The 26,017-nt window shown below is 27.7% G+C and carries 29 protein-coding genes; 2 read left to right on the top strand and 27 right to left on the bottom strand.

What is annotated here, in order from left to right:
* Positions 1–8 precede the first annotated feature (8 nt).
* From FIA58_RS14660 to FIA58_RS14610, 12 genes are all read right to left on the bottom strand, one after another.
* Positions 9–1,112 carry an acyltransferase family protein gene (locus FIA58_RS14660; protein WP_140963235.1) on the bottom strand — a complete coding sequence of 368 codons (1,104 nt, stop codon included), beginning with the start codon at positions 1,110–1,112 and terminating at the stop codon, positions 9–11.
* 116 nt (positions 1,113–1,228) lie between these two features.
* Positions 1,229–1,693, bottom strand: a complete 465-nt coding sequence (locus FIA58_RS14655) for a Na(+)-translocating NADH-quinone reductase subunit F (protein WP_140963234.1) — start codon at positions 1,691–1,693, stop codon at positions 1,229–1,231.
* 281 nt (positions 1,694–1,974) lie between these two features.
* Complete coding sequence (locus FIA58_RS14650; RefSeq protein WP_140963233.1) at positions 1,975–2,874, bottom strand: AraC family transcriptional regulator; 900 nt, start codon at positions 2,872–2,874, stop codon at positions 1,975–1,977.
* On the bottom strand, positions 2,871–3,668 hold the full coding sequence (locus FIA58_RS14645) for an alpha/beta hydrolase (RefSeq protein ID WP_140963232.1): 798 nt from the start codon (positions 3,666–3,668) through the stop codon (positions 2,871–2,873). Before FIA58_RS14645 ends, FIA58_RS14650 begins: the two co-directional genes overlap by 4 nt.
* Before the next feature lie 210 nt (positions 3,669–3,878).
* Positions 3,879–4,247, bottom strand: a complete 369-nt coding sequence (locus FIA58_RS14640) for a hypothetical protein (protein WP_140963231.1) — start codon at positions 4,245–4,247, stop codon at positions 3,879–3,881.
* Between the two features lie 31 nt (positions 4,248–4,278).
* Positions 4,279–4,917: a Crp/Fnr family transcriptional regulator gene (locus FIA58_RS14635; RefSeq protein ID WP_140963230.1), complete on the bottom strand. Its 639-nt coding sequence runs from the start codon at positions 4,915–4,917 to the stop codon at positions 4,279–4,281.
* Between the two features lie 888 nt (positions 4,918–5,805).
* Positions 5,806–5,994 (bottom strand): PepSY-associated TM helix domain-containing protein, encoded by a 189-nt coding sequence (locus FIA58_RS21490; RefSeq protein WP_243754682.1) that lies wholly within the window; start codon positions 5,992–5,994, stop codon positions 5,806–5,808.
* Positions 5,995–6,022: 28 nt separating this feature from the next.
* On the bottom strand, positions 6,023–6,358 hold the full coding sequence (locus FIA58_RS21485) for a hypothetical protein (protein ID WP_243754681.1): 336 nt from the start codon (positions 6,356–6,358) through the stop codon (positions 6,023–6,025).
* On the bottom strand, positions 6,355–7,473 hold the full coding sequence (locus tag FIA58_RS14625) for a PepSY-associated TM helix domain-containing protein (protein WP_140963229.1): 1,119 nt from the start codon (positions 7,471–7,473) through the stop codon (positions 6,355–6,357). The genes FIA58_RS21485 and FIA58_RS14625 overlap by 4 nt, the downstream gene beginning before the upstream one ends.
* Positions 7,474–7,540: 67 nt before the next feature.
* Positions 7,541–9,697: a TonB-dependent siderophore receptor gene (locus FIA58_RS14620; RefSeq protein ID WP_140963228.1), complete on the bottom strand. Its 2,157-nt coding sequence runs from the start codon at positions 9,695–9,697 to the stop codon at positions 7,541–7,543.
* Positions 9,698–9,896: 199 nt separating this feature from the next.
* On the bottom strand, positions 9,897–10,445 hold the full coding sequence (locus tag FIA58_RS14615; RefSeq protein WP_140963227.1) for a PepSY-associated TM helix domain-containing protein: 549 nt from the start codon (positions 10,443–10,445) through the stop codon (positions 9,897–9,899).
* A gap of 16 nt (positions 10,446–10,461) precedes the next feature.
* Positions 10,462–12,606 (bottom strand): TonB-dependent siderophore receptor, encoded by a 2,145-nt coding sequence (locus tag FIA58_RS14610; RefSeq protein ID WP_140963226.1) that lies wholly within the window; start codon positions 12,604–12,606, stop codon positions 10,462–10,464.
* Between the two features lie 189 nt (positions 12,607–12,795).
* Here FIA58_RS14610 and prfA point away from each other — a divergent pair, with 189 nt between their 5' ends.
* Entirely contained in the window at positions 12,796–13,869 is a 1,074-nt protein-coding gene (gene prfA / locus FIA58_RS14605) for a peptide chain release factor 1 (protein ID WP_140963225.1), read from the top strand.
* A 71-nt stretch (positions 13,870–13,940) separates the two neighbouring features.
* Positions 13,941–15,260 carry a DUF5723 family protein gene (locus tag FIA58_RS14600; RefSeq protein ID WP_140963224.1) on the top strand — a complete coding sequence of 440 codons (1,320 nt, stop codon included), beginning with the start codon at positions 13,941–13,943 and terminating at the stop codon, positions 15,258–15,260.
* A gap of 109 nt (positions 15,261–15,369) precedes the next feature.
* On the opposite strand, the gene FIA58_RS14595 is transcribed toward FIA58_RS14600, so the two are convergent.
* The 15 genes from FIA58_RS14595 to FIA58_RS14525 all read right to left on the bottom strand — a co-directional run bounded on the left by FIA58_RS14595 (position 15,370) and on the right by FIA58_RS14525 (position 25,998).
* Complete coding sequence (locus FIA58_RS14595; RefSeq protein ID WP_140963223.1) at positions 15,370–16,032, bottom strand: DUF6565 domain-containing protein; 663 nt, start codon at positions 16,030–16,032, stop codon at positions 15,370–15,372.
* Positions 16,033–16,134: 102 nt separating this feature from the next.
* Complete coding sequence (locus tag FIA58_RS14590; RefSeq protein WP_140963222.1) at positions 16,135–16,668, bottom strand: hypothetical protein; 534 nt, start codon at positions 16,666–16,668, stop codon at positions 16,135–16,137.
* On the bottom strand, positions 16,637–17,005 hold the full coding sequence (locus tag FIA58_RS14585) for a hypothetical protein (RefSeq protein ID WP_140963221.1): 369 nt from the start codon (positions 17,003–17,005) through the stop codon (positions 16,637–16,639). The genes FIA58_RS14590 and FIA58_RS14585 overlap by 32 nt, the downstream gene beginning before the upstream one ends.
* Before the next feature lies 1 nt (position 17,006).
* Positions 17,007–17,360 (bottom strand): hypothetical protein, encoded by a 354-nt coding sequence (locus tag FIA58_RS14580; protein ID WP_140963220.1) that lies wholly within the window; start codon positions 17,358–17,360, stop codon positions 17,007–17,009.
* Between the two features lie 4 nt (positions 17,361–17,364).
* Complete coding sequence (locus FIA58_RS14575) at positions 17,365–17,649, bottom strand: YtxH domain-containing protein (protein ID WP_140963219.1); 285 nt, start codon at positions 17,647–17,649, stop codon at positions 17,365–17,367.
* A gap of 31 nt (positions 17,650–17,680) precedes the next feature.
* Positions 17,681–17,833: a lmo0937 family membrane protein gene (locus tag FIA58_RS14570; RefSeq protein ID WP_140963218.1), complete on the bottom strand. Its 153-nt coding sequence runs from the start codon at positions 17,831–17,833 to the stop codon at positions 17,681–17,683.
* A 19-nt stretch (positions 17,834–17,852) separates the two neighbouring features.
* Positions 17,853–18,500, bottom strand: coding sequence for a porin family protein (locus tag FIA58_RS14565; RefSeq protein ID WP_140963217.1), 648 nt, complete (start codon positions 18,498–18,500; stop codon positions 17,853–17,855).
* Positions 18,501–18,625: 125 nt separating this feature from the next.
* Positions 18,626–19,195, bottom strand: a complete 570-nt coding sequence (locus FIA58_RS14560) for a hypothetical protein (protein WP_140963216.1) — start codon at positions 19,193–19,195, stop codon at positions 18,626–18,628.
* 268 nt (positions 19,196–19,463) lie between these two features.
* Complete coding sequence (locus FIA58_RS14555; RefSeq protein WP_140963215.1) at positions 19,464–20,387, bottom strand: YihY/virulence factor BrkB family protein; 924 nt, start codon at positions 20,385–20,387, stop codon at positions 19,464–19,466.
* Positions 20,388–20,399: 12 nt separating this feature from the next.
* A complete protein-coding gene (locus FIA58_RS14550; RefSeq protein WP_140963214.1) occupies positions 20,400–22,610 on the bottom strand; it encodes a PAS domain-containing protein in 2,211 nt (736 codons plus the stop codon).
* 10 nt (positions 22,611–22,620) lie between these two features.
* Complete coding sequence (locus tag FIA58_RS14545; protein WP_140963213.1) at positions 22,621–23,067, bottom strand: response regulator; 447 nt, start codon at positions 23,065–23,067, stop codon at positions 22,621–22,623.
* Positions 23,068–23,072: 5 nt separating this feature from the next.
* A complete protein-coding gene (locus FIA58_RS14540; protein ID WP_140963212.1) occupies positions 23,073–23,636 on the bottom strand; it encodes a helix-turn-helix domain-containing protein in 564 nt (187 codons plus the stop codon).
* Between the two features lie 82 nt (positions 23,637–23,718).
* Positions 23,719–24,450 (bottom strand): MlaD family protein, encoded by a 732-nt coding sequence (locus tag FIA58_RS14535; protein WP_140963211.1) that lies wholly within the window; start codon positions 24,448–24,450, stop codon positions 23,719–23,721.
* 10 nt (positions 24,451–24,460) lie between these two features.
* Positions 24,461–25,192 (bottom strand): ABC transporter ATP-binding protein, encoded by a 732-nt coding sequence (locus tag FIA58_RS14530; protein WP_140963210.1) that lies wholly within the window; start codon positions 25,190–25,192, stop codon positions 24,461–24,463.
* Positions 25,189–25,998 carry an MlaE family ABC transporter permease gene (locus tag FIA58_RS14525; protein WP_140963209.1) on the bottom strand — a complete coding sequence of 270 codons (810 nt, stop codon included), beginning with the start codon at positions 25,996–25,998 and terminating at the stop codon, positions 25,189–25,191. Before FIA58_RS14525 ends, FIA58_RS14530 begins: the two co-directional genes overlap by 4 nt.
* Positions 25,999–26,017 lie beyond the last annotated feature (19 nt).

The raw sequence follows: 26,017 nt of genomic DNA, 5'->3' as shown, positions 1-26,017 counted from the left end.
CTTTAGCATTAAATTTTAATAAAAATATTCTTTTTGTAAAGGAAATACAAGAAAAGCCATTCTATAATGATAAGACCTAAAGCTAGTATTACCAGTTTAAAATCGCCAAAAAATGAAGCAAAACCACTGAACAAAAAATCAGAAGTGGCTTGAAAATGAACCATAGCCACAGCCATGTATATGGCAATCGAATTGAGGCCAATAACTCGAAAGAAGAAGGTCCATTTTTGGTAGTTCCAAACATCAATTATTAGATAGAAAATAGCTAATAAAACAAAACTAATTCCACCCGTTAAAAGGTTAAAAGTGGAGGTCCATATCGATTTAATTATGGGATACCAATTGTTTAATACTAAAGCTATGATTATTAATCCTAAACCAGTAATAACAAAGAGCAATACCTTTTTATAAGGAGTGAAATGATCTGAACGAAGTATTAATCCAGCTAAAGTTCCCATAAGTGTAATTGCAGCTGCAGAAACGATACAAAGTAAGCCTTCTGGGTCAAATACTGTTCCGTAAAGTTTTCCTGGAAGTAGCATGCGATCTATATAGCTATTAATGCTTCCTTCTGGTGTTAGTATTCCTGCTCCATATTCTGGAACGGGTACCACTAATTGTAAAATAGCATATCCTATTAGTATTCCAATAATCCAAAATACAATTGCATTACATTTTCTAAAGTGTATTGCTATGAGGGCTGCTATAAGGTAGGCAAGTCCTATTTGTCCTAAAACACTAGCTATTCTTAGATTCTCAAAATCGAAATTCAAACCACCATTATACACCATTCCTAAAATGATAAGGATACAAGCTCTTTTTAAAATTTTAGGATATAATGCTTTTGTAGTTACTCCTTTCTCAAGTTGGCTAAACAACGCATAAGGAATGGCAACGCCTGAGATAAACATAAAAAGAGGAAAAATAAGATCAAAACCATAAAACCCTTCCCATGTTGCATGATCCATATTACGTGCTAAAGCATCTGCCCATGACCAATTTGTTTGTTGGCCAAGTGCTTTAAAAAGGATGTCACCACCAATAATCCAAAACATATCAAAACCTCTTAGCGTGTCCAGCGATAAAAGGCGCTGTTTTGAAATATTAGTCATAACTTTCTCTTTATTATTGTTTTGGTAAATTTTTCTATAGAGTAAATATAAAAAATCTCCAATGATTTAACAATTAGAGATTATAGATCTTTATTTTTGGTAAACCAATAAAGAAGTTATACTGTATGCATTAGAAGTGAAGTTTCCTTATTTGAATAAGTAGTTTCATATTCAAACAACACCGAACAATCCATTACATTTGGAATACGGTCTAATTCACAAAGTTTGGATACAACGGCTTCTAGTCCTTTAAACAAAATATCTTTTGTTATTATTTTTTTGGACGAATTGCTACGATGCAAAGGCAATTGAAACTCACAGGCTTTTAGAAATACCATTTCTATTTGTAAAAGTTCAATAGGTGTGTAGCCATTAAAACGTTTTCCTAAATTTTGGTTGACTAAACCAACATAGTTCAATTGCAATGAACCGTTATAATTTGATAAATGTTTCCAAAAATCTTTATTATCGAGTATGTTTCCCACCGCGCATTGGTTACAACATAAAGGATTTAGAGTATTGTTGTGAAAGGCATTGTATAATTTATGTATAGCTGCAGTAAATCGTTTTGTAGTTTCCATAAGCTGTTTATTTGTAGTTTAAAGATACTAAAAATCTAGGAATTAAGAAATAAACACTTTTTTAAAAAGACTCTTTTGGATTGTTTTATTTAAAAAAAGGTTTACCAAATGACTATTGAAGCTATTCAATTGTAAAAAAGAGCAATTAAATAGGCAATAAGCACCATATAATAGGCAAAAAGAACAATAAAATAAGCAGTACATGTAACTTTATTGTCAAAATGGAAGCTAAAAGAGGAATTAAATACTATTAAATTATATGCCTAAAGAAACTAAAACTGTTAAATAGGGATACACAAATCCACAATACATTTTTTTTCAGGATGTTCTGTAAAGTTATTATGATAGATTTCAAAGGGGTTAGCGGCTGCTTTTGTATAGCCATTTTCATTCATCCAAATAAAAAGACCCGTCCACGCTTTTTCGAAATCTACAGGTTCTATTTCGTAACGACCTACTATGAATTTTCCTTTTTCTATTTGGGTTAATCCAATTTCACCTTCTACTGCAATAGGTTGATTTAAAGTAATTCCAATGCTCATTCTTACTTTTTCTGGAGGTGTTATTTTAAAACTATCATGAAAAACACGTATGATTTTGGAAGTAGGGTTTTCAAGAATATTTCTAGGTGTTGCCCATTTTATTATTTTGTAAAAAGCAGTTTCTAATCCTTCAACACCTATATGTGTTACATAAGCCAAATCTTGTTTTGGCATTTCTTTAATTGCGATGTTTGCGTGCATAGTAGTCCATTTTTTTAGATTGATTATGTTGCAAATGTAGGTGTCATAATTGGTTTCTATTTGACCATTCTTGCTATTCAATTGACTAATCTTGCTAAATTTATGTGGATTTGATTTTCGAAAAGCGGTTGGACTTTGTCCGTAATATTTTTTAAATGCTCTCGTAAAGGTAGAACTACTTGTAAAACCTAATTGGGTAACCAAATCAGAAATGGCAATATCTTTTTTATGTAATAGTAATGCTGCTGCTTTTTCAATTCTTTTACGACCAATGTAATTATTTAGCGTTTCATTGGTAATCATTTTAAAAATGCGATGGAAATGGAAAGGAGAGTAAAAAGCGATTTGAGAAAGTGTTTCCAATGCTAATTCACTATCTAAATTGGCATCAATGTATTCAAAAACAGCATTTATTCTTTTGATGTATTCTTCATTCATTGTAGTATCTTTTTTATCTCCCTTTTATAGTTTAGATCATCAGTCATTCCATTATGGCCTAGTTTGTCTAATAAAATAACTTTCTCTACACATTTGCAGGCTTCTTTTAACTTTAAAGAAGATTCAGGATAAATGACTTGGTCTTCTTCACCATGAAAAAGAATGACTGGCATTTTACAGTCTTTCAAGTAGCGATTGTTTTCTAATTTATATTTTAAAATAAAACTTGGAACAAATGGAATAGTACGTTTCATTAAATCGGTTAAACTGTAATAAGGAGCTTGTAAAATTAATAATTTTGGATGGTTGTTAGAAGCTAATTTTGAAGCCATTCCCGTTCCTATAGAATACCCAAGGACTATAATTTTATCTTCACTGTATTCTTTTTTAATGGTATTATAAACAGTTTGAACATCATTAAATAATTGGTTTTGACTGGTTATTTTTCCTTCACTTTTTCCATAACCTCGATAATCTAACATTAAAACGTCATAATTTAAATCAGTATACGTTTTAGCAACAAAACCCCATGAACTCAAATTACCTGCATTTCCGTGTAAATAGAAGATTAATCCTTTTGAATTTTCTGCCTTAAATAATAATCCGTTTAATAATGTATTGTCTGAAGTTTTAAAATTACGTTCTTCAAAATTTTGATCAAATTGGAATTGGAAATTCTTAGCTAGTTTTATAGGTAAAAAAATAACTTTCTCTTGAAAAAAATATAATATTCCACATAATACAATATAAAGAAGAAGTGCAATTTTGAAAAATGCCAGTATTGTTTTTTTCATTCCTTTCTATTTATAATGCTTCATCTTCTTATTAAATGTTTTAAATCAATAAAATGTGAAGTAATTTTTAAAATACAAAAATAGCATTATTGTTATTGAAATTTATGAAGTTTTAACTTTAGAATAAAATCAGGATCTATGTTAATGAAACAGAGTTTGATTTTAGAAGAATCAAACTCTGTTTTAAAAGTTATTATTTATTAGTATATTTTAATAGAGAACAGTTTGTAAATAAGTAGTTTTTATAGCATTGGAAATTATTTTTTTAAATTGTTTTGGAATAACATTTTCAGGAACTTTTTTTAAATGTTGTAATGAAATATTTTTTTCAATGAGAAATTGGACATGATTATCATCATCTAGTTTTATACTTAAAATTAAAACTTCATTTTTATAAAAAAACTGTTTGGTTGTTTCAAGATTAATTAGTTCTTCATAATTGATATTAAAATTAGTGTAATTTTCTAAAACTTTTGTTAGATCAAAAGTGATATAAAGGTCATCTATAATTTCTCGATCAACTAAAAAAGCAATTAATTTATCACTCTCATTAGTGATGTAAATTTTTAAAACTTTCATGGGAAGTATTTAAAGAGCAATAGAAATTTGTTTACTGTATTGATATTTTTTCATGTAATAAATGATTTTTAGACCATTTTCGATTATATTTTTTTTCTTTTGTTCTGCTTAATGTTTCTCTTGATACACCTATATAAGATGCGATTAATGATTTAGGTACTTTATTTAGAATTTTTGAAAACTCATTTTTAAACCATTCGTGTTTTTCATCGATGCTTAATGTTAACATAGAAGTTATTCGATTATGGTAACTAATTATAGCTTTTCGATTTTTTTCTCGAAAATATTTTCGAATACTAGGAATTTCATTGCATAACTTATCTTTATCATTTAAGGATATTGATAAAACATTAGTCTCTTCAATACAGCAAGCACATTGATTAGTTCTTTTATTGCCAAATAAAGCAAGATAATCGCTAATCCAGAGATATTCATAAGCTAAATTTATTATATGTTCTTTTCCATAAGAATCTGTCATGTATGATTTTACAATTCCATTCAATATGAAATAATCAAATTCAATAAAGTCTCCTTCTTGAAAGAGAAATTGATGTTTTTTGTATTTTTTAATTTTAAAGTGAGAAAAGATATAATTTAATTCACTATCTGATAGGTTAATAGAAGTTTTTAAATGTTTGCTTAAAATTTCTTTACTTAAAATTGGGTTCATTTTTTATAATATTTTTTTGTAACAATAAAGCCATACACTATTGCAACAATAAATAGATACGCAGGGTTGTTCAAATTCATTGATTCATGATTTTGTTATAATTTAATACTTCAAGTTTTGTTATAAGTTTGTCTAAATCTCCCATCTTTTTTTTACTAATAAAGATTTTATATTCTGAATTGGTATCTCTAATTAACAAATTCATATAATCATATTTGGTTATGTAAAATAATAGAATCAATAATATGCAAATTGATATGAAACATACAAATTCGTTTAAATAAATATTGAATAGAAGTATTGTTGAAATCAAAGAAAAAATGTATAAGAATAAAATAACGTTTTTAAAATATTGAAATGTAATCGCTTCATTCACTTTTAATGATTTAACATCTTTGATGAGTATTCTTTTAGTCTTTAAAAGTGAATGAATTAATATGACATTGTTATTAATTAGAATTGAGGTATACATCTGTTTTTTTACAAAAATAGAATACTATAATTGTATATTATATTGATAAAAATCACTATTTTTATGTGATATTTGTCACTAATATTAGTTTTAATTGATAAATGTTTAGTTTTTTAAGAAAAAATGTATTTTTGTTTCTTTGTTTTATATAATTGTTTAAGTATTTTTTTTTATTTTGCATAAAATTTAAAGTGATTTGTTTTTTAGTTAATTTTTATGTTTTAAAAACGACAAATCCTCTTTTGAAAAAGAGGATTTAATATTAGTAAAATGTTGCCTTTTTGTGATACTGTTTCTAATAAATTTGTTTAGTATAGCATGTCTTTAATTATTGATAAAATAACTTATAAGTTGTGTAATAAACCAATATTTAAAATGAATTACTATATTGAAAGAAAATAGTAAATAAAAGAATTTCATATATTTAAAAATAATAAAAATAAAATTGGAAAGAGTAATCCTGTAATAGCTAGTTTCCAACCTCTTCTTTTAAAAGTTTTCTTTTCGTCTTTTATCATCATTATACCTGTAACAGCAATGAAAAGTAAAGAAATTCCAAAAATATCGGAAAAGTAAATCCACCAACTAGAAGGGTTTTTGTGCAAAAAAATTGTTTGATTGACTATAGGTGTTTTAATAAAAAAAAAGGATTTCACCTTTCCCTGTTTTTGTATCTATTTCAATTTCAGTATTTTCAAATTGTATTTTTAATTTTTCTTTATAAATGTTGTACCGTTTTAATGTCTCAAATATTTGTAGTGATCTTGTTAATTCTTTAATATAATACTTTGAAATTTTATCTTCATTGGGTAATTGTACTTGAATATCTTCTGTGAGGATTTCAAACTTTTCTGGATGCCATTGGTTTCTATGATTCATTATAATACCAGATAAAGCAAAAGCAATTAGTAATCCAACGAAAAAATAACCTAAGTGAAGATGTATATTTCTTAGAATTAACCTTTTCATTTTTGTGATTTAAAAGTCTTTCCCCACCAAATCAAAAAGCCACTTATAGGTAAACTAGCAATTAAAAGACTAATTAAAAAAGCAAGTATCTTTCCTGGTAAACCAATAATAGCACCTGTATGAATATCATAATTCATTCGTATTATTTTATCTGAGGTAGTTGCATTATTTAATTTTCCATAGATATGTTCTACATTCTTTTCTTCTAAAGTATATTGATCAAAATAGCGATAATCTGTTTTCCAATATGTTCCATTTCCTATATTGGCATTAGCAGCAATTGTAGAACTATCCGTTTCAACAGGATGTACTTCAATAGCATTTGCATTTGGATATTCTTTTTGCATTTGTAGCCATACTTTATCTAAAGGATTAATTACTAAATCATTGTTTTTAATTTTAAATGAAGTAGGTTCTTCATAAACTAAAGATTTTTCACCTCCTATTACCGTATAATAACAATAAGCAAACCAAGGAAAGCCCCAAACCAATCCTGTAATGGCAAATATTAAAGCAATACTTAATACATAAAAACCAGTTATATTATGTAAGTCATAGTTTTTGCGTTTCCATTTTGTTGTTTCTTTCCACCTAAACCAAAATCGTTGTTTAGCAGCTTTTTTATTTTTTGGATACCATAAAATAAAACCACTTATTAAAATAAACACAAAGAGTAGTGTAGAAGAGGCAATTATGGTTTGTCCTATCTCGTGAGGTAACCAAAGGTAGAAATGGCCATCTAAAATAAAACGAAAGAAACCAGAGAATTCATTAACTGTTCGTTGTACTTTTCCAGTATAGGGATTAATATAACAAATGTCATAATATAATGGGTCATTGCTATAAAAAATGGCTTCTACAGATTGATTCGGTTTTCTATATTGAATAGCGTGTAAGTGCTTGTTCGGTAATTCATTTTTAGCTATCGTTTCAATTTTAGAAGGTAAAAGAAAAGGTTTATCTTGTTTTTCAACAAATCGATAAGTTTCCGTTACATTTTGAATTTCTTCTTGAAAAGCATATAAACAGCCTGTTATAGCAACTATAAAAACAATTATTCCAGTAGCTAGTCCTAACCAAAGATGTATTTTTAGAATGGCTTTTTTAATCGTCATTTTGTTCTTTTTTCTAATGATAAACTCCCCATCGAAATGAGGAGTTTTTTAATACTAATTCAACTAACTAAAATTTATAGGTTAATCCTGCAATTACACTTCTTAATTGTTGAGGTGTAATAGTTGACCAACCCGAATAGTATTTTTCATTTAATGCGTTATTTAATTTTAATGTAACATTGAATTTGTTAGCATCATAGGATAAAGCACTGTTTAAAATAGTATAGCTTGGTAATTCAAAAGTTCCAATATTTGATCGATTAAGTGTTTTGTATTCACTGGCATAGTTACCTCCAAAACCAATTCCAAAACCTTTTAAACTTCCATTTGAAATCTTATAATTAGCCCAAAAATTAATTAAAGTTTCTGGACCTGCTTCTTCAGGACGTAAACCTAAATATCCATTGTTTGGAAAATAATCTTTTGTTACTTCACTTTTATTGTTACTGAAACCAGCTATAATACTTAACCCTTTTGTTGGAGTGGCAGTAAAGCTAACTTCAATACCTTTGCTTTCTACTTCACCACCTTGAATGACGTCATTGGGGTTATTAGGATTTGTTGTAACCTTGTTTTTTACATTAATGTTATAATAACTAACAGTGGCAGAGATAATATCTTTGTATAAATTCGTTTTTATTCCAAACTCATATTGATTTGCATGCTCTGGATCAAATTTCTTAATTTCCACAAGATTCCCTTGAGTGTCATAAATGCTTTGAGGAGTAATATTTTTAAAACCATTCATATAGTTACCAAATACAGAAATCTTATTTTCAATAATTTGGTACACCACACCAAATTTTGGAGAAAATGCTATTTGATCTTTGGCTTCATCATCACCATCACTTGAGGTTTTTTCACCAAAATTATCAAAACGTAAGCTAGCCATAACAGATAATCGATCCGTTATATTTAAAACATCTGAAAAATAAGCACTAAATATCTTTTGACTTGCCTCAGTATTTCCAGAATATGTTCCTATTAAAAGATCGTCTGTACCAGCTTGAGTTAAATCTCCAGTATCTGTTCCTTCTACCAAAGAAACTATTCCATTTGTAACCCAACCAGAACCACCATTTTTAATAGTTGTATCATAATAATCTAAACCAACGATTAAACGATTTCTTAAACTACCAATTTTAAAATCTCCAATGAAGTTTTGTTGAATGTCTGTTGTATAATTTACTCCATTTACAAAAGCGATATTACGTGAAAAGTTATTTCCATCTGCTAAATCCCATAAATATTGATAATAACCATTTGTTTTAGTAGTACTTCTTGATAGTACAGTTTGAGAAGTCCAAGTATTGGAGAGTTTATACAAAGCTTGAGCTTGCATATTAAAAGATTGATTGTTTACCGTTAAATCGTTAGATGTAAAAGATTTTTTATAATTTCTATCAAAAAGCTCCATATCACTAAAAGATAGAGGAGAATAGCGACTTAAAAATAGCATTGGAGCATTTGCAGAAGTTGAATTATATATTTCGGTATTGATTAAGAAAGTTAATTTTTCATTAGCTTCAAATCGTATGGATGGAGCTATAAAAAAAGAATTTGAATATCCAGCATCTTGAAATGAATCTGTATTTTGATAGGCACTATTGACTCTTACCGCTAAATTTTCTTTTACAGGAATGTTAATGTCAGCTGTAATTCTATCCATTCCATAAGTGCCAGAATTATAGCTTAATTCACCTCTAAAATTTTTATTTGGTTTCTTAGTTACCAGATTGATTAAACCACCATAAGAAATCACGCTACTACCAAATAGAGTACCAGAAGGACCCTTTATAACTTCTATATTATCTATATTTATAGGATCAATGTTTCCATTTGTTAATGCCGGTAATCCATTTACCATAGAAGGCTGTACAGAAAAACCTCTCATGGAATAATATTCAGCACCGTCACCATTGCGTCCTGTAGATTCCCAAAGACGTGTAATACCGGTTGCATTTTTTAAAGCATCGTTCAGATTGGTAACTACTTGTTCTTTTAATAGTTCATTCGTTACTACAGTATAAACTTGTGGATTTTCAATGTTTTTTAAAGGCATTTTAGAAACAGTATTACTTTTTTCACGAGCATATTTATAATTACTAGTTACCGTTATCTCATTTAAAGTTTTAATAGAGTCTTTCTCTTTTTGTTCATTTTGTTGTCCAATGGCATTAGATGCAAAGAAAAAACTAGTTAATGCAATATAATATTTTTTCATTTATTTAGATTTAATTAAAATAATAAAGCAAAAATAATATTGAAAAATAGAATTTCAAAATTTATTTAGACTTATTTAAAATAAAAAATATAACAAATTGATTTCTATTTATTTATGTTTTTCTGAGAAAAGAATCAGTGGTGGTGGTAAGAAAACTCCCCAAAAAAAATAAGTCGATATTTGGGGAGTTGATAATTTTTTAAGAGAATATTAAAAAAAGAATAGGGAAGAGTAGTCCAATTAAAGCTAATTTCCAGCCTCTTCTTTTAAAAGTATGTTTACCATGCTTTATCATCATTGCACCAGTAACGGCAATAATAATTAATGATATTCCAAAAATATCTGAGAAATAAATCCACCAATTAGAAGTGTTCTTGTGTAAAAACATAGCTTGACTAACTATTGGAGTCTTAATGAAAGAAATAATTTCACCTTTTCCAGTTTTTAAATCAATTTCTACTTCCGTATTTTCGAATTGCATTTTAAATGTTCCTTTTCGTATATTGTGTCGTCTTATTTTGTCATCAATATTCAATTCTTTTGCTAAGTTTTCAGCATAGGTATCGTCAATATCTTTTTCATTTGTAGGTAATACTACTTTTATATTTTTAGCTTCTAAGGTGAATTTTTCAGGGTGCCAATGACTTCTGTGATTCATCATAATTCCTGAAAAGGCAAAAGAAATAATCAAGCCTACGTAAAAATAGCCTAAATCTCGATGTAAGTTTCTAAGAGTTACTTGTTTCATTATGTGTTATTTAATTTTAAAATGCATAATTTAATGCAATGGAATAATTTCTTGGTGCTATTGGGTTTAAACTATTATCATCATGGGCATTATAGCTTAGTTCATTAAAAAGATTACTCAATTTTGCTTTCAAAGTAATCTTTTTGTAATTATAACCTAAAGTAGCATCCACTTGAAAAAAATCAGGCAAATATATTAATTGTCTGTTATCATTTGCAACTCTAATTTGTGTTGATCTTCCAGCAAAGCGTTCACCAAAGTAAGTATTTATTATTCCTAAATTCAATCCTTTTAATTTTCCCTCTTCAAATTCATAATTAAAGCTAAGATTAGCAGTGTTTTTTGGATTGTATCTCAATAAACTTCCTTCTATATAAGTGTTGCTTTTTACATATTTAGTTTCGTTAAAACTATATCCTGCAATAATTTGTAATCCCTTTATTGGTTTCGCTGTAATATCTATTTCAATTCCTTCACTTCTAATTGAACCTGCTAGTTCTCTAAAATTTGGATCAAGTAAAGAAGTTTGTGCTAAATTGTCATTATTTATTTGGTAGAAAGTAATGTTTGCTTGTATTTTTTCATGGAACAACTTGTTTTTAATACCAACTTCATATTGATCTATTATCGATGGTTTTAAAGGATCATTATTAATATCAGCACCTGTATTCACATCAAAAGAATTAGAATAAGTAGCAAAAATTGTATTATTTTTTGTTGGTTGAAATATCAAACCAAATCTTGGAGAAAAGGCATCGTCATAATTATTTGTAGTTGTAGTGGTGCCATTAGTATATGTAAGAACATTGTTTTCAGTGTCTTGATAGCTATATCTTACACCAGCTAAAACCTTCCATTTTTCTGTTAAACTTACTAAATCTTGTATGTAAATTCCAAAGCGACTTATAGGCGTTGTTGTTAATCTATTTTTTGTAATTGTTGGTATTGTTCCTTCATTCGTTGGATCGTACTCTTCAAAAATGTTTATTGTATCATACCCTTCATTATTATATCTAGTAGAATAAGTTTTATAATTTTCAACATCAGCACCAAATAAGAAATTATGTTTGGTTTTACCAATGCTAAATAATCCGTTCAAATTAGATTGCTGTGTAAAATAATTATCTTTTGTGTCAGCTTTTTGAACATTTCTATTCCAATCACCATTGTCTGCAATTAATCCACCTGTATTTGGACGAGCATTGGAGAATAGTTCTGTTTCATAATAACGAATACCATTTATAAAATTAATATTCCAGTTGTCATTAATTTTATGAGTTATTGTAATTGTATTAGATAGTTGTTCAGCGTCATATTTCCCCCAAGTTACTCCTAAAAAGCGATTTCTTGGAAGATCAACAACTTTGTAATTAATGACTCCAGCTCCAAAATCGGGTGTTCTACTATCATTAATGTAATCAGCTTCTATTAGCAATTCTGTTTTTTGGGAAAGTTTAAATAATAAGGATGGATTAATGTAGTATTTTTCTGATTCAACATAATTTCTAAAGCTTTCAGCTTTTTCGTAACTTCCATTAATTCTAAAGGCTACTTTTTTATTTTTACCAATGCTATTATATAAGTCAAAAGTAGGTTTATAGGTATTGAAACTACCAATGTTAAATCCAACTTCACCACCAAAATTGAATTTAGGTTTTTTAGTTACTAAATTTAATATTCCACCTGGAGCCACATTACCATAAAGCATAGCAGCACTTCCTTTTAAAAATTCTACTTTCTCTAAACCAGAAGTTTCAATCATCATTCCGTTGTAATAACGCATTCCATTTTTAAAAGTATTATCGCTACGTAAAGAAAAACCTCTTGAAGCAATTTCTTCTTGATAACCACCTGCTGTTCCCATAATATAAACTCCATTGGCATTTTTTAATAAGTCAGTAAGTGAATTTGCTTGTTGGTTTGAAATAGTTTTAGAAGTTATTACACTTGTAGCTTGCGGTAAATCCATTTCTTTAATAGTTGATTTGCTTACGCTAGGAGTATTATTTTGTGGATTTCCATTCACTACAACTTCTTTAAGAATATACTTTTTTGGTTTTACAGTATCATTATCTATTGTAATATCAGTTTCAAAACTATCTTGAGAATATGAAAAACAAGATATAAGGCATAATCCAATAGTATATATTACTTTCTTCATAACTTATTTAGATTTAATTAAAATAATCGCGCAAAAGTAATACGTGAAATTTAATTGACAAATTTAATTTAGACTTATTTTAAATAAAAATCATAAGTGATTAATTATCAGAATAAAAAAAGACAATTGTAATGTGTAATAACGGATTGATTTTTTTATTAACTTTGCACTCCAAAATAAGAGAATACTATGTTAGATAGATTGCAATATGTAAAACAACGTTTTGATGAAATATCCGATTTAATAATACAACCGGATGTTATTGCTGATCAGAAACGTTATGTACAATTAAATAAAGAATATAAGGATCTTAAGGCCTTAGTTGAGAAGAGAGAAGAATACCTTATTCTTGATGGTAATATTAAAGAAGCGAATGAAATTATCGCAGATGGTTCAGATGCTGAGATGGTTGAAATGGCAAAAATGCAATTAGAAGAAGCTAAAGAGCGTTTGCCTCAGTTAGAAGAGGAAATTAAATTTATGTTAATTCCTAAAGATCCTGAGGATGCAAAAAATGTAATGGTTGAAATTCGTGCAGGAACTGGTGGTGATGAAGCTTCAATTTTTGCGGGTGATTTATATAGAATGTATACCAAATATTGTGAATCTCGTAATTGGAGAACTTCTGTTGTAGATATGAATGAAGGTACATCTGGAGGATTTAAAGAGGTTATTTTTGAGGTTACTGGTGAAGATGTTTACGGTACACTAAAATATGAAGCAGGTGTACACCGTGTGCAACGTGTACCTCAAACAGAAACTCAAGGTCGTGTTCACACTTCAGCAGCTACTGTTATGGTTTTACCTGAAGCTGAAGAGTTTGATGTTCAAATTGATATGAATGATGTTAGAGTAGATTTCTTTTGTTCATCAGGTCCAGGTGGTCAATCAGTAAATACAACAAAATCGGCAGTACGTTTAACACACATTCCAACTGGATTAGTAGCTCAATGTCAGGATCAAAAATCGCAACATAAAAATAAGGATAAAGCATTGAATGTACTTCGTTCTCGTTTGTATGAAATGGAGTTAGCAAAAAAAGAAGCTGAAGATGCAACGAAAAGAACATCACAAGTAAGTAGTGGAGATCGTTCTGCAAAAATTAGAACATATAATTATGCACAAGGTCGTGTTACTGATCATAGAATTGGTTTAACTTTATATGATTTGGGTAATATTATGAATGGAGATATTCAAAAAATTGTAGAAGAACTTCAATTAGTTGCTAATACAGAAAAATTGAAAGAAACAGAAGTATTTTAAAATAAAAACATTATTTTTGAAAGGCTATAGACTTGTTTTATAGCCTTTTTTAATTTTAAATCTATAAACTTATGTCTAAAAATGTATTTTTATTAGCGATGTGTATTTTAAGTTTATCGACACAATCACAATCTTTTTTTGGTAGCCAATATGACAATTATGCAGGAATCTATAGTGTTTTAAATAATCCAGCTAATATTGTTGATTCGAGATTTAAAACGGATGTTAATATTGTTTCTGGAAGTGGTTTTGCAAATTCTGACTACTATTCTGTGAAGTTAAGTGATGTTCTTAATGATCCATCAAATTTTGAAGATTATGCAAGAAAGACTCCTTCAGGTAATAATAGTTTTTATGTGAATGCAGATGTTTTAGGACCTTCATTTCAAATGAATATTAACGATAATAATGCAATAGCTTTATTCACAAGAGTTAGAGGTATTGGACATATAACTGAGATTGATGGAATATATTTAGAAGATCTACAAAATGATGTGAATCAAAGTTATAATGTTAACAATCAAAATTTTAGTATAGCATCAAACTCATGGTTTGAAATAGGGGCTTCTTATGCTACGATTTTAATGAATAATGACAGACATTTTTTAAAAGGTGGTATTTCGGTTAAATATTTGGGAGGCATATATTCTGGATATGCTAAGGGTAGAAATTTAACTGTAGATTATGATTACACAGGTGTTCCTTTGACAAGTACTACTACAATAAATGGACAAATTGAAACTGGAAATTTACAAAGTTTGAATAATTTTGATTCACCTATTGAAAATAGTGGTAGTGGATTTGGTACTGACATTGGTCTAACATATGAATTACGAACAAATGAGTCTAATTCAGATGGTAGTAAAGGAGTCAATAAATATTTATTAAAATTCGGCTTTTCTGTTACAGATATAGGTTCTATAAAGTTTAATGATGGTGAAAAGGTTGTGTATCAAGCTGATAGTGTAACTTTTTCGGATGCTGAATATGCAATTAATGATGATTTAGATACTTATTTTACTAGAGTTAGTGAAAATAAATCGTTTACAGTTTCTTTACCTACTGCTTTACATGCTAATGCAGATTGGAATGTTTATAGCAAATATTATTTAAATTTCAATACCGATTTGAATATGAATAAAGCAACTAAGCCAAATTCTAATTATATAAAAAATACGGTTAGTTTAACACCTCGTTATGAATCTAAGTGGTTTAGTGTTTATTTGCCATTCTCTGTTGTTCAAGATTCTGGACTTTTATCTGGCTTTGGATTTAGAACTGGTCCATTAACAGTTGGTTCTGGTTCTATTTTTAATGGTCTTTTTGGATACACAAATGCTATAGATGTTCATGTTGGATTGAAAGTTCCTATTTATCAAAATAGAAAATAAAATAAAAAAACCGCCTGAAAACTATTTCAGACGGTTCACTAACTAAAATTCTTTTTAATGAATTTAATAAGCAGCAAGAAATATCTTGCTGTTTCTTTTTCCTAACCAATTATTTTTTTGCTTCTTCGTTTTCTTCTGATTTTGCACCTATTCTATTTACGGTATACATTGGTGCAAATTTAATTTTTAAAGCTGCAATTTTTCTATTATCTTCTGATGATAATCCTTCTTTTTCAACAGTGTTTTTTCTTGTATCTAAAGCCTCATAGATTAATTTAATTTCATCCCAATCTTCTCTTGAATAAGAATCTTTATTTTTTTCTACAGTAGTTACAAAATTATCATAAACGCTTAATATATTATCTTTATTTACCCATGCAAAAGACATATCAGACCCATCATATCCATCTCCTAATAAAGCTTTACGAATGTTCATTTTAGCATTTTCCATATCCGCTTTTTCTTTCTCAGAAACAACTTTTACTTTGTATTCTTCATATCTAACAGTTGTATTATCAACCGATTCTTTTAAATTTGCACTTTCTTCTACACCAGTTAAAGAATTTTCAGCATTCATTTTTAAACGATCATGATCTTTTTGGATAGCATCCCATTCTGTAGCTGCTTCATCCATTTCAATTCCACTTACTGAATCTACATAGTTAGCATACATGGCAACATCTTTTTCAGCTTGTAATTTTTTTTCATCTGTACAGGCAGTCAATGACACTGCAACTGCAAATAATCCTAAAGTGATTTTTAAATTTTTCATCTTAAATTGTTTTTATTAATGTTATTATTATTTTGTAAAATTAGTTTGATTCCCTCCTTATTGTTTTATAGAATTTTAATATAGATTTATATAATTTCTATTCTATAAATCGAAACCATATGCCAGTCTCAACATTACCTGTCCTAAGCCATCATCAACAGCATTGTCTTTTATAACAGGAAAATCTTTAAGAAACTCATATCTCACACTGATATCAACATATTTTGTTGCATATCCAACACTAGGAGAAAATAATAAGGAATTAGTATCATATTCTTTAGTGACTGAAAAGGCAACTCCAACTTCTCCCATTACATAAAATTCATTTTTAAAAATGAAAGATTTGTATCCTATTTTTATTGGTATATAACTAAGATCTGTATTATCATCTTTAACAAATAAATTATTAAACCCTGTTGTAAATGTTAATGAATAAGTTTCTGATAAATTATATTGAAGTCTTAAATCTCCACCTAAATTGAAATTATAAGGATCGTTAAATGGTAACCCTGTGGAAACTCCTATACCTAGTTTGAATTTTCTATTATAATTGTCACCTTGATTTTGAGAGAACGTTTTTGCACATGTACCTAGAAGTAATGAACTAATTAGCACTATTTTGAATATCTTTTTCATTTATGTTTATTTTTTCTGCTTTGTTTGTAATAAAATTCGATACTAGATACTGTATAACTGTTGCTGATATTTTTTTAAATATATTTGATGATTTGCCAATAATCATTTTTCTTGTAACAAATCCTCCTGCTATTCCTAAAGCTGATTCTAATAATGAATTCTTAATATCTTTAGAATTTTTAAAATCATGTATAGTTTCTTTTATTATATTAACTGGTTTTAGGCTTTCCGCAGTGACAAAAAATTGTTCTTTTAAAACAGAAAAATCATTTAATTGTTTCTTTTTTAAGAGCCTTATTTTTTCATCTAGAAGTTGATTTTGGTCTACTTTTTTCATCTTATCTAATTTTAGTTTCTAAAAGTTTCTTTATGATTAAATTCGTTATGGGAATTTTGATAAAACGATCTCTAAAAAGAATAAGTAGTATACCTAATAGTAAATAAAACCCTGATACAATTAGAAAACCTAAATAGTATTCACCTATTAGTTTTCCAATGTACAGGCTAATCCCAATATTAATAAATAAGGAGAACATAGCTACAATTAATCCCAAAGCTAATCTAAAAGTTAAGGATGCAGCAATATCTGCTGTTTTATCAATAGCATTTAATTTTAATAAATCGATGCTAGTTTTTGTATAATCTTGAGCTTTTTCAAAAAGCATTTCAATATTTGTAGCTACATTTTCCATTTTCTTATATTTTTTCTAATTCCTCTTTCAGTTTAGTTTTACTTTCTTTAAATTTTTCTTCAACATTTTCTGATATATGATTGAATTTTTCATGAAGTTCATCATATTTGTTTTCTAGTGAGTTGATTGTATTGTCTAGTCCTTCTTTAAGGTCATCCTTTAAATGTCCTACTTTTTTTGATATTTTTTTTCTTGTTTTTGAACCTTTATCTGGCGCTAATAATACTCCAATAACTGCTCCAGCAGCTAGACCTGCTACTACTCCTAATAATGCTTTATTTGATTTCATAATATTTGTTTTTAAATTTTAATACTTGTTTTTAAATTTTCTTTCCTTGAATAATTCTAAATATTATGGCTATAACTGCTATAACTAATAATATATGAATTAAAGATCCTACACTGTAGACAAAAAAGCCTAGTGCCCAGCCTATAATTAATATGACTGCTATGAGGTATAATAAATTTGACATGATAATATTTTTATATTTTTTAATTTAATCTAACAGCTAAGTACAAACTTAAATTACTGTTTTTCCCATCAGGAACCGTATATGTTGTTCCAGCAAATTGTCTTTCTTTTCCTACGGTTTGTAAACCATAATTGTATCTAACTCCTATTCCTATTGATTCAAAATCTAAACCAACACCAGCTGATAACCCATAATCGAATTTGTTGAAATCATCATTGTTGTAGGTATCTTCAAAATCAAATGTACCGTCGTTAGTTTCGTTAGTTACTTGTGCATCAATTAAATATGCAAAATAAGGTCCTGCATGAACGTTGAAACTATCTGTTAGGTTTAACTTTAATAGAAGTGGTAATTCTATATAATTTAACTTGAATTTTGCCGTTCCTTCAGCAAATGCATTGTCATAAACTAGTTCAGCACCTTTTCTACTATATAATAGCTCTGGTTGTATTGCTATTGCATCTGTTATGGGTAATTTGGCATATACACCAGCATTAAAACTGGTCAGTACATTGTTGTCGTCTACATCTTCTGTGTACATATTTGAGAAATTTAGGCCTCCTTTAAAACCAAATTCTGCACTTGAATCTTTAGATTGTGCATTAACAGCTAATGAAGTTGTTAAAAGTAATGCTAGTGTTGCTACAATTTTTTTTCTTTTTTTCATGTTATTTCTTTTTAGTATTTATATTTAATTGTTTTTCTTTTTCTTATTTCAATAGATGATTAGAGTTGTGGCATTTGCAATTAATGTAAACAATGTTAACAACACTAGTGCTATTATCCATTTTTTCATGTTTGAGTAGTCTTAATTTGTTTCACTTCATCTAAAGAATTACTTAGTTTTACGATGGTTTGCAATGCTAAAATTTTAAAATCTACATCTTTTGTTGTTTCAGATAGCATTGTTAAATCATGAATCTGACTTTTAATAATCTTTGTGACAATTTCTAAGTATTTTTTTTTAAAATTTTCACTGTCTACTTTATCCAACTCATTACTGTCATTTTGAATATTGATACTTGGAATGATTATTAATTTCTCAGATGTAATTTGATTAATTATTTTATTTATTTTAATTTGTTCTTGAGCTAAGTTTTTTGCCAAACACTTTACTCTAAATGGAACTTCTTTTTCTTTTACTTTATTACTAATTGAGATAAGGTTCAAATTTTTCTCACTAAATTCGGCTAACAATTCGGCTTCAACATTTTCATATTTATAATCGTTTCCATTGATATAAGTCATTAAACTATCTTCTTCTTTATTATTTGTAAAGACACAAGAAGTAACCGTTAACAATGTCAGACCACATAATATCAAATAAAAATGTAAGGTTCTTTTGGGGTTTGTCTTTCTCATTTTATTCATTTTTAATACACTACAAAGTTGGTTTTTTTAAAGAAAATGTATCTTACATCATTTTATGTTTAAATTATACTATTTCCATTTTACCATTATAATTGTTTCTATCTCTTATCGAAGAACTTATAAGACAAATTTAAGTCGATTAGGCTGTAAGGATGTTATATCATTTTTTAATTCTATTATAGAATTTTAAGTTTGGCTACTTATAAGACATAAAAAAAACACTACAAAGAGTGTTTTTTAAATCATAGTAAAGAATCTATTATCTTTTTTCTTGTAGTATTTGACTATTTGATTTTTCTTCTTTTACTGTTATGAATTCTGCGAATTCTGAAGGTTGAATAGGTGAAGCATATTCTATTGCATATGATTTTGCTAATTGGGCTCCAAAATATAAAATAACAGAAGAGTAGTAGACCCAAACTATTACGATAACAAATGAACCAGCAGAACCATAAACTGAATTTATATTAGAATTAGAGATATAAAAAGAGATTAAAAATTTACCAAAAATAAATAACAAAGCAGTTGCAAATGAGGCAAATTTTACTTGTCTCCATTTTATTTTAGCATCTGGAAGAATCGTGAAAATAGCTCCAAATAACAATGAAATAATAACAAAAGTTAATAAAGAATTAGCAATATAAACTAAATAATATAATACTTCAGGGAAATAGGAGGTAAGCTGTTGACTAATTGTATCCATTACTGCAGAAATACCTAATGAAACTAATAATATAAAACCAATACTTCCTATAACTCCAAAGGAAAGTAATCGAGATTTAATGAATAACCAAAAACCTGATTTCTTTTTTGGTTTAATATCCCAAATCGTATTAATTGAATCTTGAATTTCAGCAAAAACAGAAGTTGCTCCAATGATTAACATTACAATTCCAATTATTCCAGCAAGACTAGTGCTATTTGAAATAGTTAAATTTTGTATCATATTTTGAACTTGAATAGCACTTTCTTTTCCAACAAAACTTTTTAATTGATTGTATATCGAACCTTCTATAGCTTCTCTTCCCCAAAATATATCACACAAATAAAGAATTACAAGCAGTAGAGGTCCAATTGAAAAAACAGTTGTATAAGCTAAAGCAGCACTCATTTTTAAGATTTTTTTGTCTAAAAATCCTGTAAAAGTATTTTTTAAAACTGTCCAAAATCTTTTAAATTTCATACTTTTAATCAATTAAGATTTAGGTATATAAATAGTAAATATAGATCCTTTATTAGGTTCACTAGAGGCAAAAATATAACCATTGTGATTTTCTACTATTTTTTTACAAATAGCTAAACCTACACCTGTTCCTTGATATTCGGTCTTTCCATGAAGTCTATTAAAAAGTAAAAATATTTTTTCTGCATTTTCTTGTTCGAAACCAATTCCATTATCTTTAAACCTTATTCTATGATAAACTCTATTGGAATTGTCTTTTAAAATAGCTTCATTTTTAGCTTTTACTTTTTTGTATTTAATCACAATTTTTGGAACTTCATTTTCTTTAGAATATTTTAAGGAATTGCTTATTAAGTTTGTGAAAAGTTGTTGCATTTGAAACTCTACTCCTTTGATAACTTGTAAAGAATCGTATTGAATGTTTGCTTTTCTATCTTCAATATTTTGCGATAATTCAAGTAGACTGTTCGCTAAAACCTCATTTAAATCTACATTGTTGAAATTTTTATCTCCTCTATTAGTTCTAGAATATTGTAGTAAGTCGTTAATTAGGATACGCATTCTATCTGAAGCTCTTTGAATTCTCGAGAGATAATCTTTACCAAAATCTGATAAATTTTCTTTTTCTTTATCGTTTAATCTGGAGATAAAGGTTTGAATTTTTCTTAGAGGTTCTTGTAAATCATGACTAGCAACATGATTGAATTCATTTAGTTCTTTAATATTTTGTTCTAATTCTAAATTACGTTCTTTTAGTAATTTACTTTTGTAATAGTCTTCTGTTACATCTTGAGTTGTACCAATTATACTTTCTTCACCACTTAGATCAATAAATGATTTAGCTACGGTTTTAAAACGTCTTACTTCACCATCTTTTCTAATAATTCTATAATTCATTGTTGGAATTTCATCATTAGACAGTGCTGCTTCATTAGCTTCAATCACAATTTCTTTATCCTCTTCATGTACGTGAAGTAAAAGATTTTCGATTGTAGGTTCAAATGATTGAGGTTCATATCCCATTAATCTAAAATTGTTATCAGAATATATAAACTTGTTGTTTTCAAAATTTAAAACCCAACTTCCATAATTTCCTAAAATTTCTGCTTGTTTGCTTGATTCATCAAAAATTTCAAGTTCATTATTCACTTTTTTTAAATCCTCAATATTTTTTTTTAAAAGCAAATTGTTATTGATTTCATCGGTTATATCATGCGTAACACCTAAAACTGTTTTGCTTTTTAATTTTTCATCAAATAATTTACCAGTTGCTCTAAAAAAACGAATTTCTCCATCTGACCTTATAATCCTAAAAGTAGAAGGTGGTAAATTTTCTTCTTTCACGACTTTGCTCATGATTTCTAAAACAATTTCTTTATCTTCAGGATGCACAAATGTTAAAAAATTATCATTTGTAGATGGAAATGAATGAGGTTCATAACCTAAAATACGATAAAAATTATCCGAATAAGTAGTAACATGAGTGATTAAATTCCATTCCCAAGTTCCAAAACTCGATAGTATTTCTGCCTGAGAATTTAAAAAAATGGATTTATTTAAACTATTATTAATTTCTTTAAGCCTTTCTAAATCTTTATTTGTTTTGTAATATGAATATACAATTAGTAGAATGGTAATAAATAATATACTAAGTGTTAAAACTGGAGTAAAACTAATTTGTTCATTATAAAGAGAATTGCGTTTTTTTAGGTAGGAACTTTCTAAATCAGCCATTTCATTAATCTTATTCCTTATAGCAACTAAGAGTTTACTACTTTTAAAAAAATCTTTTTTAAACTTCTTAGTGTCCTCTATATGCTTGCTTACGTCTGGATCAGAATATTGTCCATTATAGTCTAAACGTTTTTTTATTATTTCATATAATTCATTTAGATTCTTTTGTTGTTTTTTATTATCAGAAGTTAACTTTTTTAATGTACTAAATGATTGATTAATATTACTATTTGCAGTATAATAAGGATTTAAATAAATGCTTTCATTAGTAATTAAAAAACCTCTCATACTATTTTCTGAATCTTTTATATAAGAAAATAAACGTTCTAATTCTAAGTTAACTTCATAAGTATGCATTATTTGTTTTGAAGATGTAGAAACATCATCTATATGTTTATAAGTTATCGCTCCAATAAAGAGAACAACAAATAAACTAATAGTGAAAATTATTTTATGAAATTTTGAAGATTTAAATTTATTTTTTCTCATAAAAAATGGGTTATAATCGCAGTAAAAAATTATCTTTATTTAATCCGCTAGTATGGTATTGCCAGTTTATGGTTACTACCTCAGATAAAACCTTTTTTAGAGTATTAAAGTCACTAGGTTTCTTAATATAAATATTTGCTCCTAATACAAAAGTATTTTCTACATCTTGATCTGAAGATGAGGTTGAATAAATGGCAATGGCAATATCATTGAATTTATCACTTTTTTTAATTTCTTTTAAGCAATCGATACCGTTTAAAATTGGCATGTTTAAATCTAAAAAAATAATATTTGGTAAAACAGATTCAGGATGATGTAAAAAATCTAGCAATTCTCTACCATCTTTGAAAGTATTGACAACAGTATTAATTTTTAATTCATCAAATGCATCTGTAAAGAATAGACGATCATCTTCATCATCATCAGCCAAAGTAATAAGGATATAATCTTTTTGCATGTTTTTTAGTTTATATTTTTTGTAGCAATCTCTCTTCTTTTTGTAATAATTCTTTGAAAGGCAGAAGGAGTTATGCCAGTAGTGTTTTTAAATTGTGTACTTAAATGAGCTACACTTGAATAATTCAATTTGAAAGCAATTTCTGTTAAGCTAAGATTCTCATTAATGATAAGATTTTTTGTCAGCTCTATTTTTTGAATGATAATAAAATTTTCAATTGAAGTATAAGTAACTTCTGAAAAAATATTTGACAAGTAGCCGTAACTATGATCTAGTTTTTCTGCTAAATAAACGGAACTTTTTACATTAGGAGCATCTTCACTAAAAACCATTTCAATAATGGCATCTTTAATTTTTTGAACCAATATGTTTTTTTGATTTTCAATTATTTCAAACCCATATTCTTCTAATAAAGTAGTGATTTGTTGATAGGTTTCTGTTGGTATGTTTTCTAAAAATAAAATTTCAGAAGAATTAGTAACTTCATATTTTACATTGAAATTTATTAATTTTTCTTCCAAGATTTTTTTAGCTAAAATATTAGAATCAAGCTTTAAAAATAGTTTCACAGTTGTTGTTTTTTGATTTTAGTAAAAGTAATAAAAAATATATGGAATAAATTAGTTGTATCAATCAAACAAAGATTATTTTTTATTTTTTAGCTTCTTTTTCTTCAGCTTCTTCTTGTGCTTTTTCTAATGCTCTCTTTTTTTCTCTTTCTTTTTTTCTAAAATAACCTCTTAATAAAAAATTATGTTTTGCTGCTTCCATATTTTCATTTAATCCTTTAGAACTTTTTCTTAAATTTTCCATGGTTTTTTCTAAATCTTCAGCCATACTTTCATCATTCATTAGTTTTCCTAATGTACCTTCTCCATCATTAACATCAGTAAGTAACATGGCTAATTCATCAGTAATAACTTCTGCATTTTCTGCTGTGACTTTTACAGATGCTAAAATATCATCGATCTCTATAGGTTCGAAAGATTTAATAATATCTCCATCTTCGATTGATTCCGTTTTTGTACTTCCTTGTGATATAACCAATAATTTATCACCAATAACACCTTCAGAACCTATTGAAGCTTTACTATCTTTTTTAATAAACTTTTTGATTTTATTTTTAATAGAAAAATCCACTTGAACGGTGCTATCATTTATAATTTCAACATTATTTATCGTTCCTATTGAAATACCAGAAAACCTCACTTGACTTCCAACTTGTAATCCACTTGCATTTCTGAATTTTGTAGTTATTTTAATTTCAGAGCTGAAAAGATTTTGTTGACTCCCAATTAAGAAAATTATTGAGACTAGAAAAATTATTCCTAATGTTACAAAAACTCCTAGTTTTATTTTATAAGATTTATTTTGCGTTTCCATGTTTGTTTTTTTAATTAAAAAATGACTTTATATAGCTATCGGTATCGTTTTCAAACTCAGATAGTGTTCCTTCTTTATATACAATTCCATCTTTTAACATAACGATTCTGTCAGCTACTGTTTTTACACATTTTATGTCATGCGTTATTATAATGGAAGAAGTATGGAACTTATCTTTGGTTTCATTTATCAGGTTACTAATTTCATCTGATGTAATCGGATCTAAACCTGTTGTAGGCTCGTCATACAATAATATTTTTGGATTTACGATTAAAGTTCGGGCTAAGCCAATTCTCTTTTTCATGCCACCTGAAAGTTCAGAAGGCATTTTGTCTATTGCTTTGGGTAAACTTACATCATCTAAAACTTTTTCTATTTTTTGTGTGATCTCTTCATTTGAAAATTTTTCATCCAAGCGAGTTAATGGAAAAGTCAAATTTTCTCTAACAGTCATAGAATCATATAAAGCAGCACCTTGAAATAAAAAGCCAATTTGCTTTCTAACTTCTATTAAATCAGTTTCATTTATTTCTGAAATTTCTCGTTCATCTACTTTTATACTTCCTGAGTCTATTTTCAATAAGTTAACTATACATTTAATTAAAACCGATTTTCCTGATCCAGATTTTCCTAAAACCACTAGATTTTCATTTTCCAGAAGCTGTAAGGTAATGCCTTTTAGAATTTCTTGTTTTCCAAAACTTTTTTTTACCTCTTTTATATCAATTAATACCTTTTTCATAATAAATCTGTTATTTGTACAGCAATTAAATCAACAATTATTAACAATAATGATGAAGTAACAACTGCAGAGTTTGCTGCTATACCAACGCTTTCTGTTCCTCTTCCAGCATGGAATCCTTTATAACAACCAACTAGTCCAATTACAGCTCCAAAAAAAAAGGACTTTATCAGTGCAGGTACTAAATCGATAAAATCAACATTATTAAAAGCTTGATGAATAAAAAGAGTAATACTAACGTTATCTTTTATATTTACACCTAACCAACTCCCAAAAATTCCAATGACATCTGCATATAAGGTTAAAATAGGAATCATTATTGTTGCTGCAAGTACTCTTGGTACAATTAAAAAATTTATAGGATTTGTATTAGAGACTTCCATAGCATCTATTTGTTCGGTTACTCGCATGGAACCTAATTCTGCTCCCATACTAGATCCTATTTTACCAGCACAAATTAAAGCTGTAATAACAGGTCCCATTTCTCTAATTATAGATATGGCAACCATTCCTGGTAACATTCCAATTGCACCAAAATCGACTAAAGGTGGTCTAGATTGTATGGTTAATACTAAACCAATTATAATACCTGTAATTGAGATTAAACCAACAGATTTATTGCCAATTTGGTAACACTGTTTTAAAAATTCATTAAACTCAAATGTATTTGTAAAAATGTTTTTAAATACACTATTTTGATAATTTACTACATTAGCTATATCAATAAAAAAAACAATAAACTTCTTTTTTATATCATTGACTAGTTGCTTTATAATCAATGAATTATTTTGGTTTTGAATAGGCATGGTTAGTTTTTCTTATAGT

This window comes from Flavobacterium jejuense, assembly GCF_006491595.2.
In the GTDB taxonomy this organism is placed as follows: domain Bacteria; phylum Bacteroidota; class Bacteroidia; order Flavobacteriales; family Flavobacteriaceae; genus Flavobacterium; species Flavobacterium jejuense.
Note: the sequence above shows the minus strand (reverse complement) of the source record. Positions and strands in the feature narration are given on the sequence as shown.

What these genes read in the sequence shown, in the direction of transcription:
- FIA58_RS14660 (WP_140963235.1), bottom strand. Translation starts at nt 1,112, where the DNA reads ATGACTAATATTTCAAAACAGCGCCTTTTATCGCTGGACACGCTAAGA.
- FIA58_RS14655 (WP_140963234.1), bottom strand. Translation starts at nt 1,693, where the DNA reads ATGGAAACTACAAAACGATTTACTGCAGCTATACATAAATTATACAAT.
- FIA58_RS14650 (WP_140963233.1), bottom strand. Translation starts at nt 2,874, where the DNA reads ATGAATGAAGAATACATCAAAAGAATAAATGCTGTTTTTGAATACATT.
- FIA58_RS14645 (WP_140963232.1), bottom strand. Translation starts at nt 3,668, where the DNA reads ATGAAAAAAACAATACTGGCATTTTTCAAAATTGCACTTCTTCTTTAT.
- FIA58_RS14640 (WP_140963231.1), bottom strand. Translation starts at nt 4,247, where the DNA reads ATGAAAGTTTTAAAAATTTACATCACTAATGAGAGTGATAAATTAATT.
- FIA58_RS14635 (WP_140963230.1), bottom strand. Translation starts at nt 4,917, where the DNA reads ATGAACCCAATTTTAAGTAAAGAAATTTTAAGCAAACATTTAAAAACT.
- FIA58_RS21485 (WP_243754681.1), bottom strand. Translation starts at nt 6,358, where the DNA reads ATGAAAAGGTTAATTCTAAGAAATATACATCTTCACTTAGGTTATTTT.
- FIA58_RS14625 (WP_140963229.1), bottom strand. Translation starts at nt 7,473, where the DNA reads ATGACGATTAAAAAAGCCATTCTAAAAATACATCTTTGGTTAGGACTA.
- FIA58_RS14620 (WP_140963228.1), bottom strand. Translation starts at nt 9,697, where the DNA reads ATGAAAAAATATTATATTGCATTAACTAGTTTTTTCTTTGCATCTAAT.
- FIA58_RS14615 (WP_140963227.1), bottom strand. Translation starts at nt 10,445, where the DNA reads ATGAAACAAGTAACTCTTAGAAACTTACATCGAGATTTAGGCTATTTT.
- FIA58_RS14610 (WP_140963226.1), bottom strand. Translation starts at nt 12,606, where the DNA reads ATGAAGAAAGTAATATATACTATTGGATTATGCCTTATATCTTGTTTT.
- prfA (WP_140963225.1), top strand. Translation starts at nt 12,796, where the DNA reads ATGTTAGATAGATTGCAATATGTAAAACAACGTTTTGATGAAATATCC.
- FIA58_RS14600 (WP_140963224.1), top strand. Translation starts at nt 13,941, where the DNA reads ATGTCTAAAAATGTATTTTTATTAGCGATGTGTATTTTAAGTTTATCG.
- FIA58_RS14595 (WP_140963223.1), bottom strand. Translation starts at nt 16,032, where the DNA reads ATGAAAAATTTAAAAATCACTTTAGGATTATTTGCAGTTGCAGTGTCA.
- FIA58_RS14590 (WP_140963222.1), bottom strand. Translation starts at nt 16,668, where the DNA reads ATGAAAAAGATATTCAAAATAGTGCTAATTAGTTCATTACTTCTAGGT.
- FIA58_RS14585 (WP_140963221.1), bottom strand. Translation starts at nt 17,005, where the DNA reads ATGAAAAAAGTAGACCAAAATCAACTTCTAGATGAAAAAATAAGGCTC.
- FIA58_RS14580 (WP_140963220.1), bottom strand. Translation starts at nt 17,360, where the DNA reads ATGGAAAATGTAGCTACAAATATTGAAATGCTTTTTGAAAAAGCTCAA.
- FIA58_RS14575 (WP_140963219.1), bottom strand. Translation starts at nt 17,649, where the DNA reads ATGAAATCAAATAAAGCATTATTAGGAGTAGTAGCAGGTCTAGCTGCT.
- FIA58_RS14570 (WP_140963218.1), bottom strand. Translation starts at nt 17,833, where the DNA reads ATGTCAAATTTATTATACCTCATAGCAGTCATATTAATTATAGGCTGG.
- FIA58_RS14565 (WP_140963217.1), bottom strand. Translation starts at nt 18,500, where the DNA reads ATGAAAAAAAGAAAAAAAATTGTAGCAACACTAGCATTACTTTTAACA.
- FIA58_RS14560 (WP_140963216.1), bottom strand. Translation starts at nt 19,195, where the DNA reads ATGAGAAAGACAAACCCCAAAAGAACCTTACATTTTTATTTGATATTA.
- FIA58_RS14555 (WP_140963215.1), bottom strand. Translation starts at nt 20,387, where the DNA reads ATGAAATTTAAAAGATTTTGGACAGTTTTAAAAAATACTTTTACAGGA.
- FIA58_RS14550 (WP_140963214.1), bottom strand. Translation starts at nt 22,610, where the DNA reads ATGAGAAAAAATAAATTTAAATCTTCAAAATTTCATAAAATAATTTTC.
- FIA58_RS14545 (WP_140963213.1), bottom strand. Translation starts at nt 23,067, where the DNA reads ATGCAAAAAGATTATATCCTTATTACTTTGGCTGATGATGATGAAGAT.
- FIA58_RS14535 (WP_140963211.1), bottom strand. Translation starts at nt 24,450, where the DNA reads ATGGAAACGCAAAATAAATCTTATAAAATAAAACTAGGAGTTTTTGTA.
- FIA58_RS14530 (WP_140963210.1), bottom strand. Translation starts at nt 25,192, where the DNA reads ATGAAAAAGGTATTAATTGATATAAAAGAGGTAAAAAAAAGTTTTGGA.
- FIA58_RS14525 (WP_140963209.1), bottom strand. Translation starts at nt 25,998, where the DNA reads ATGCCTATTCAAAACCAAAATAATTCATTGATTATAAAGCAACTAGTC.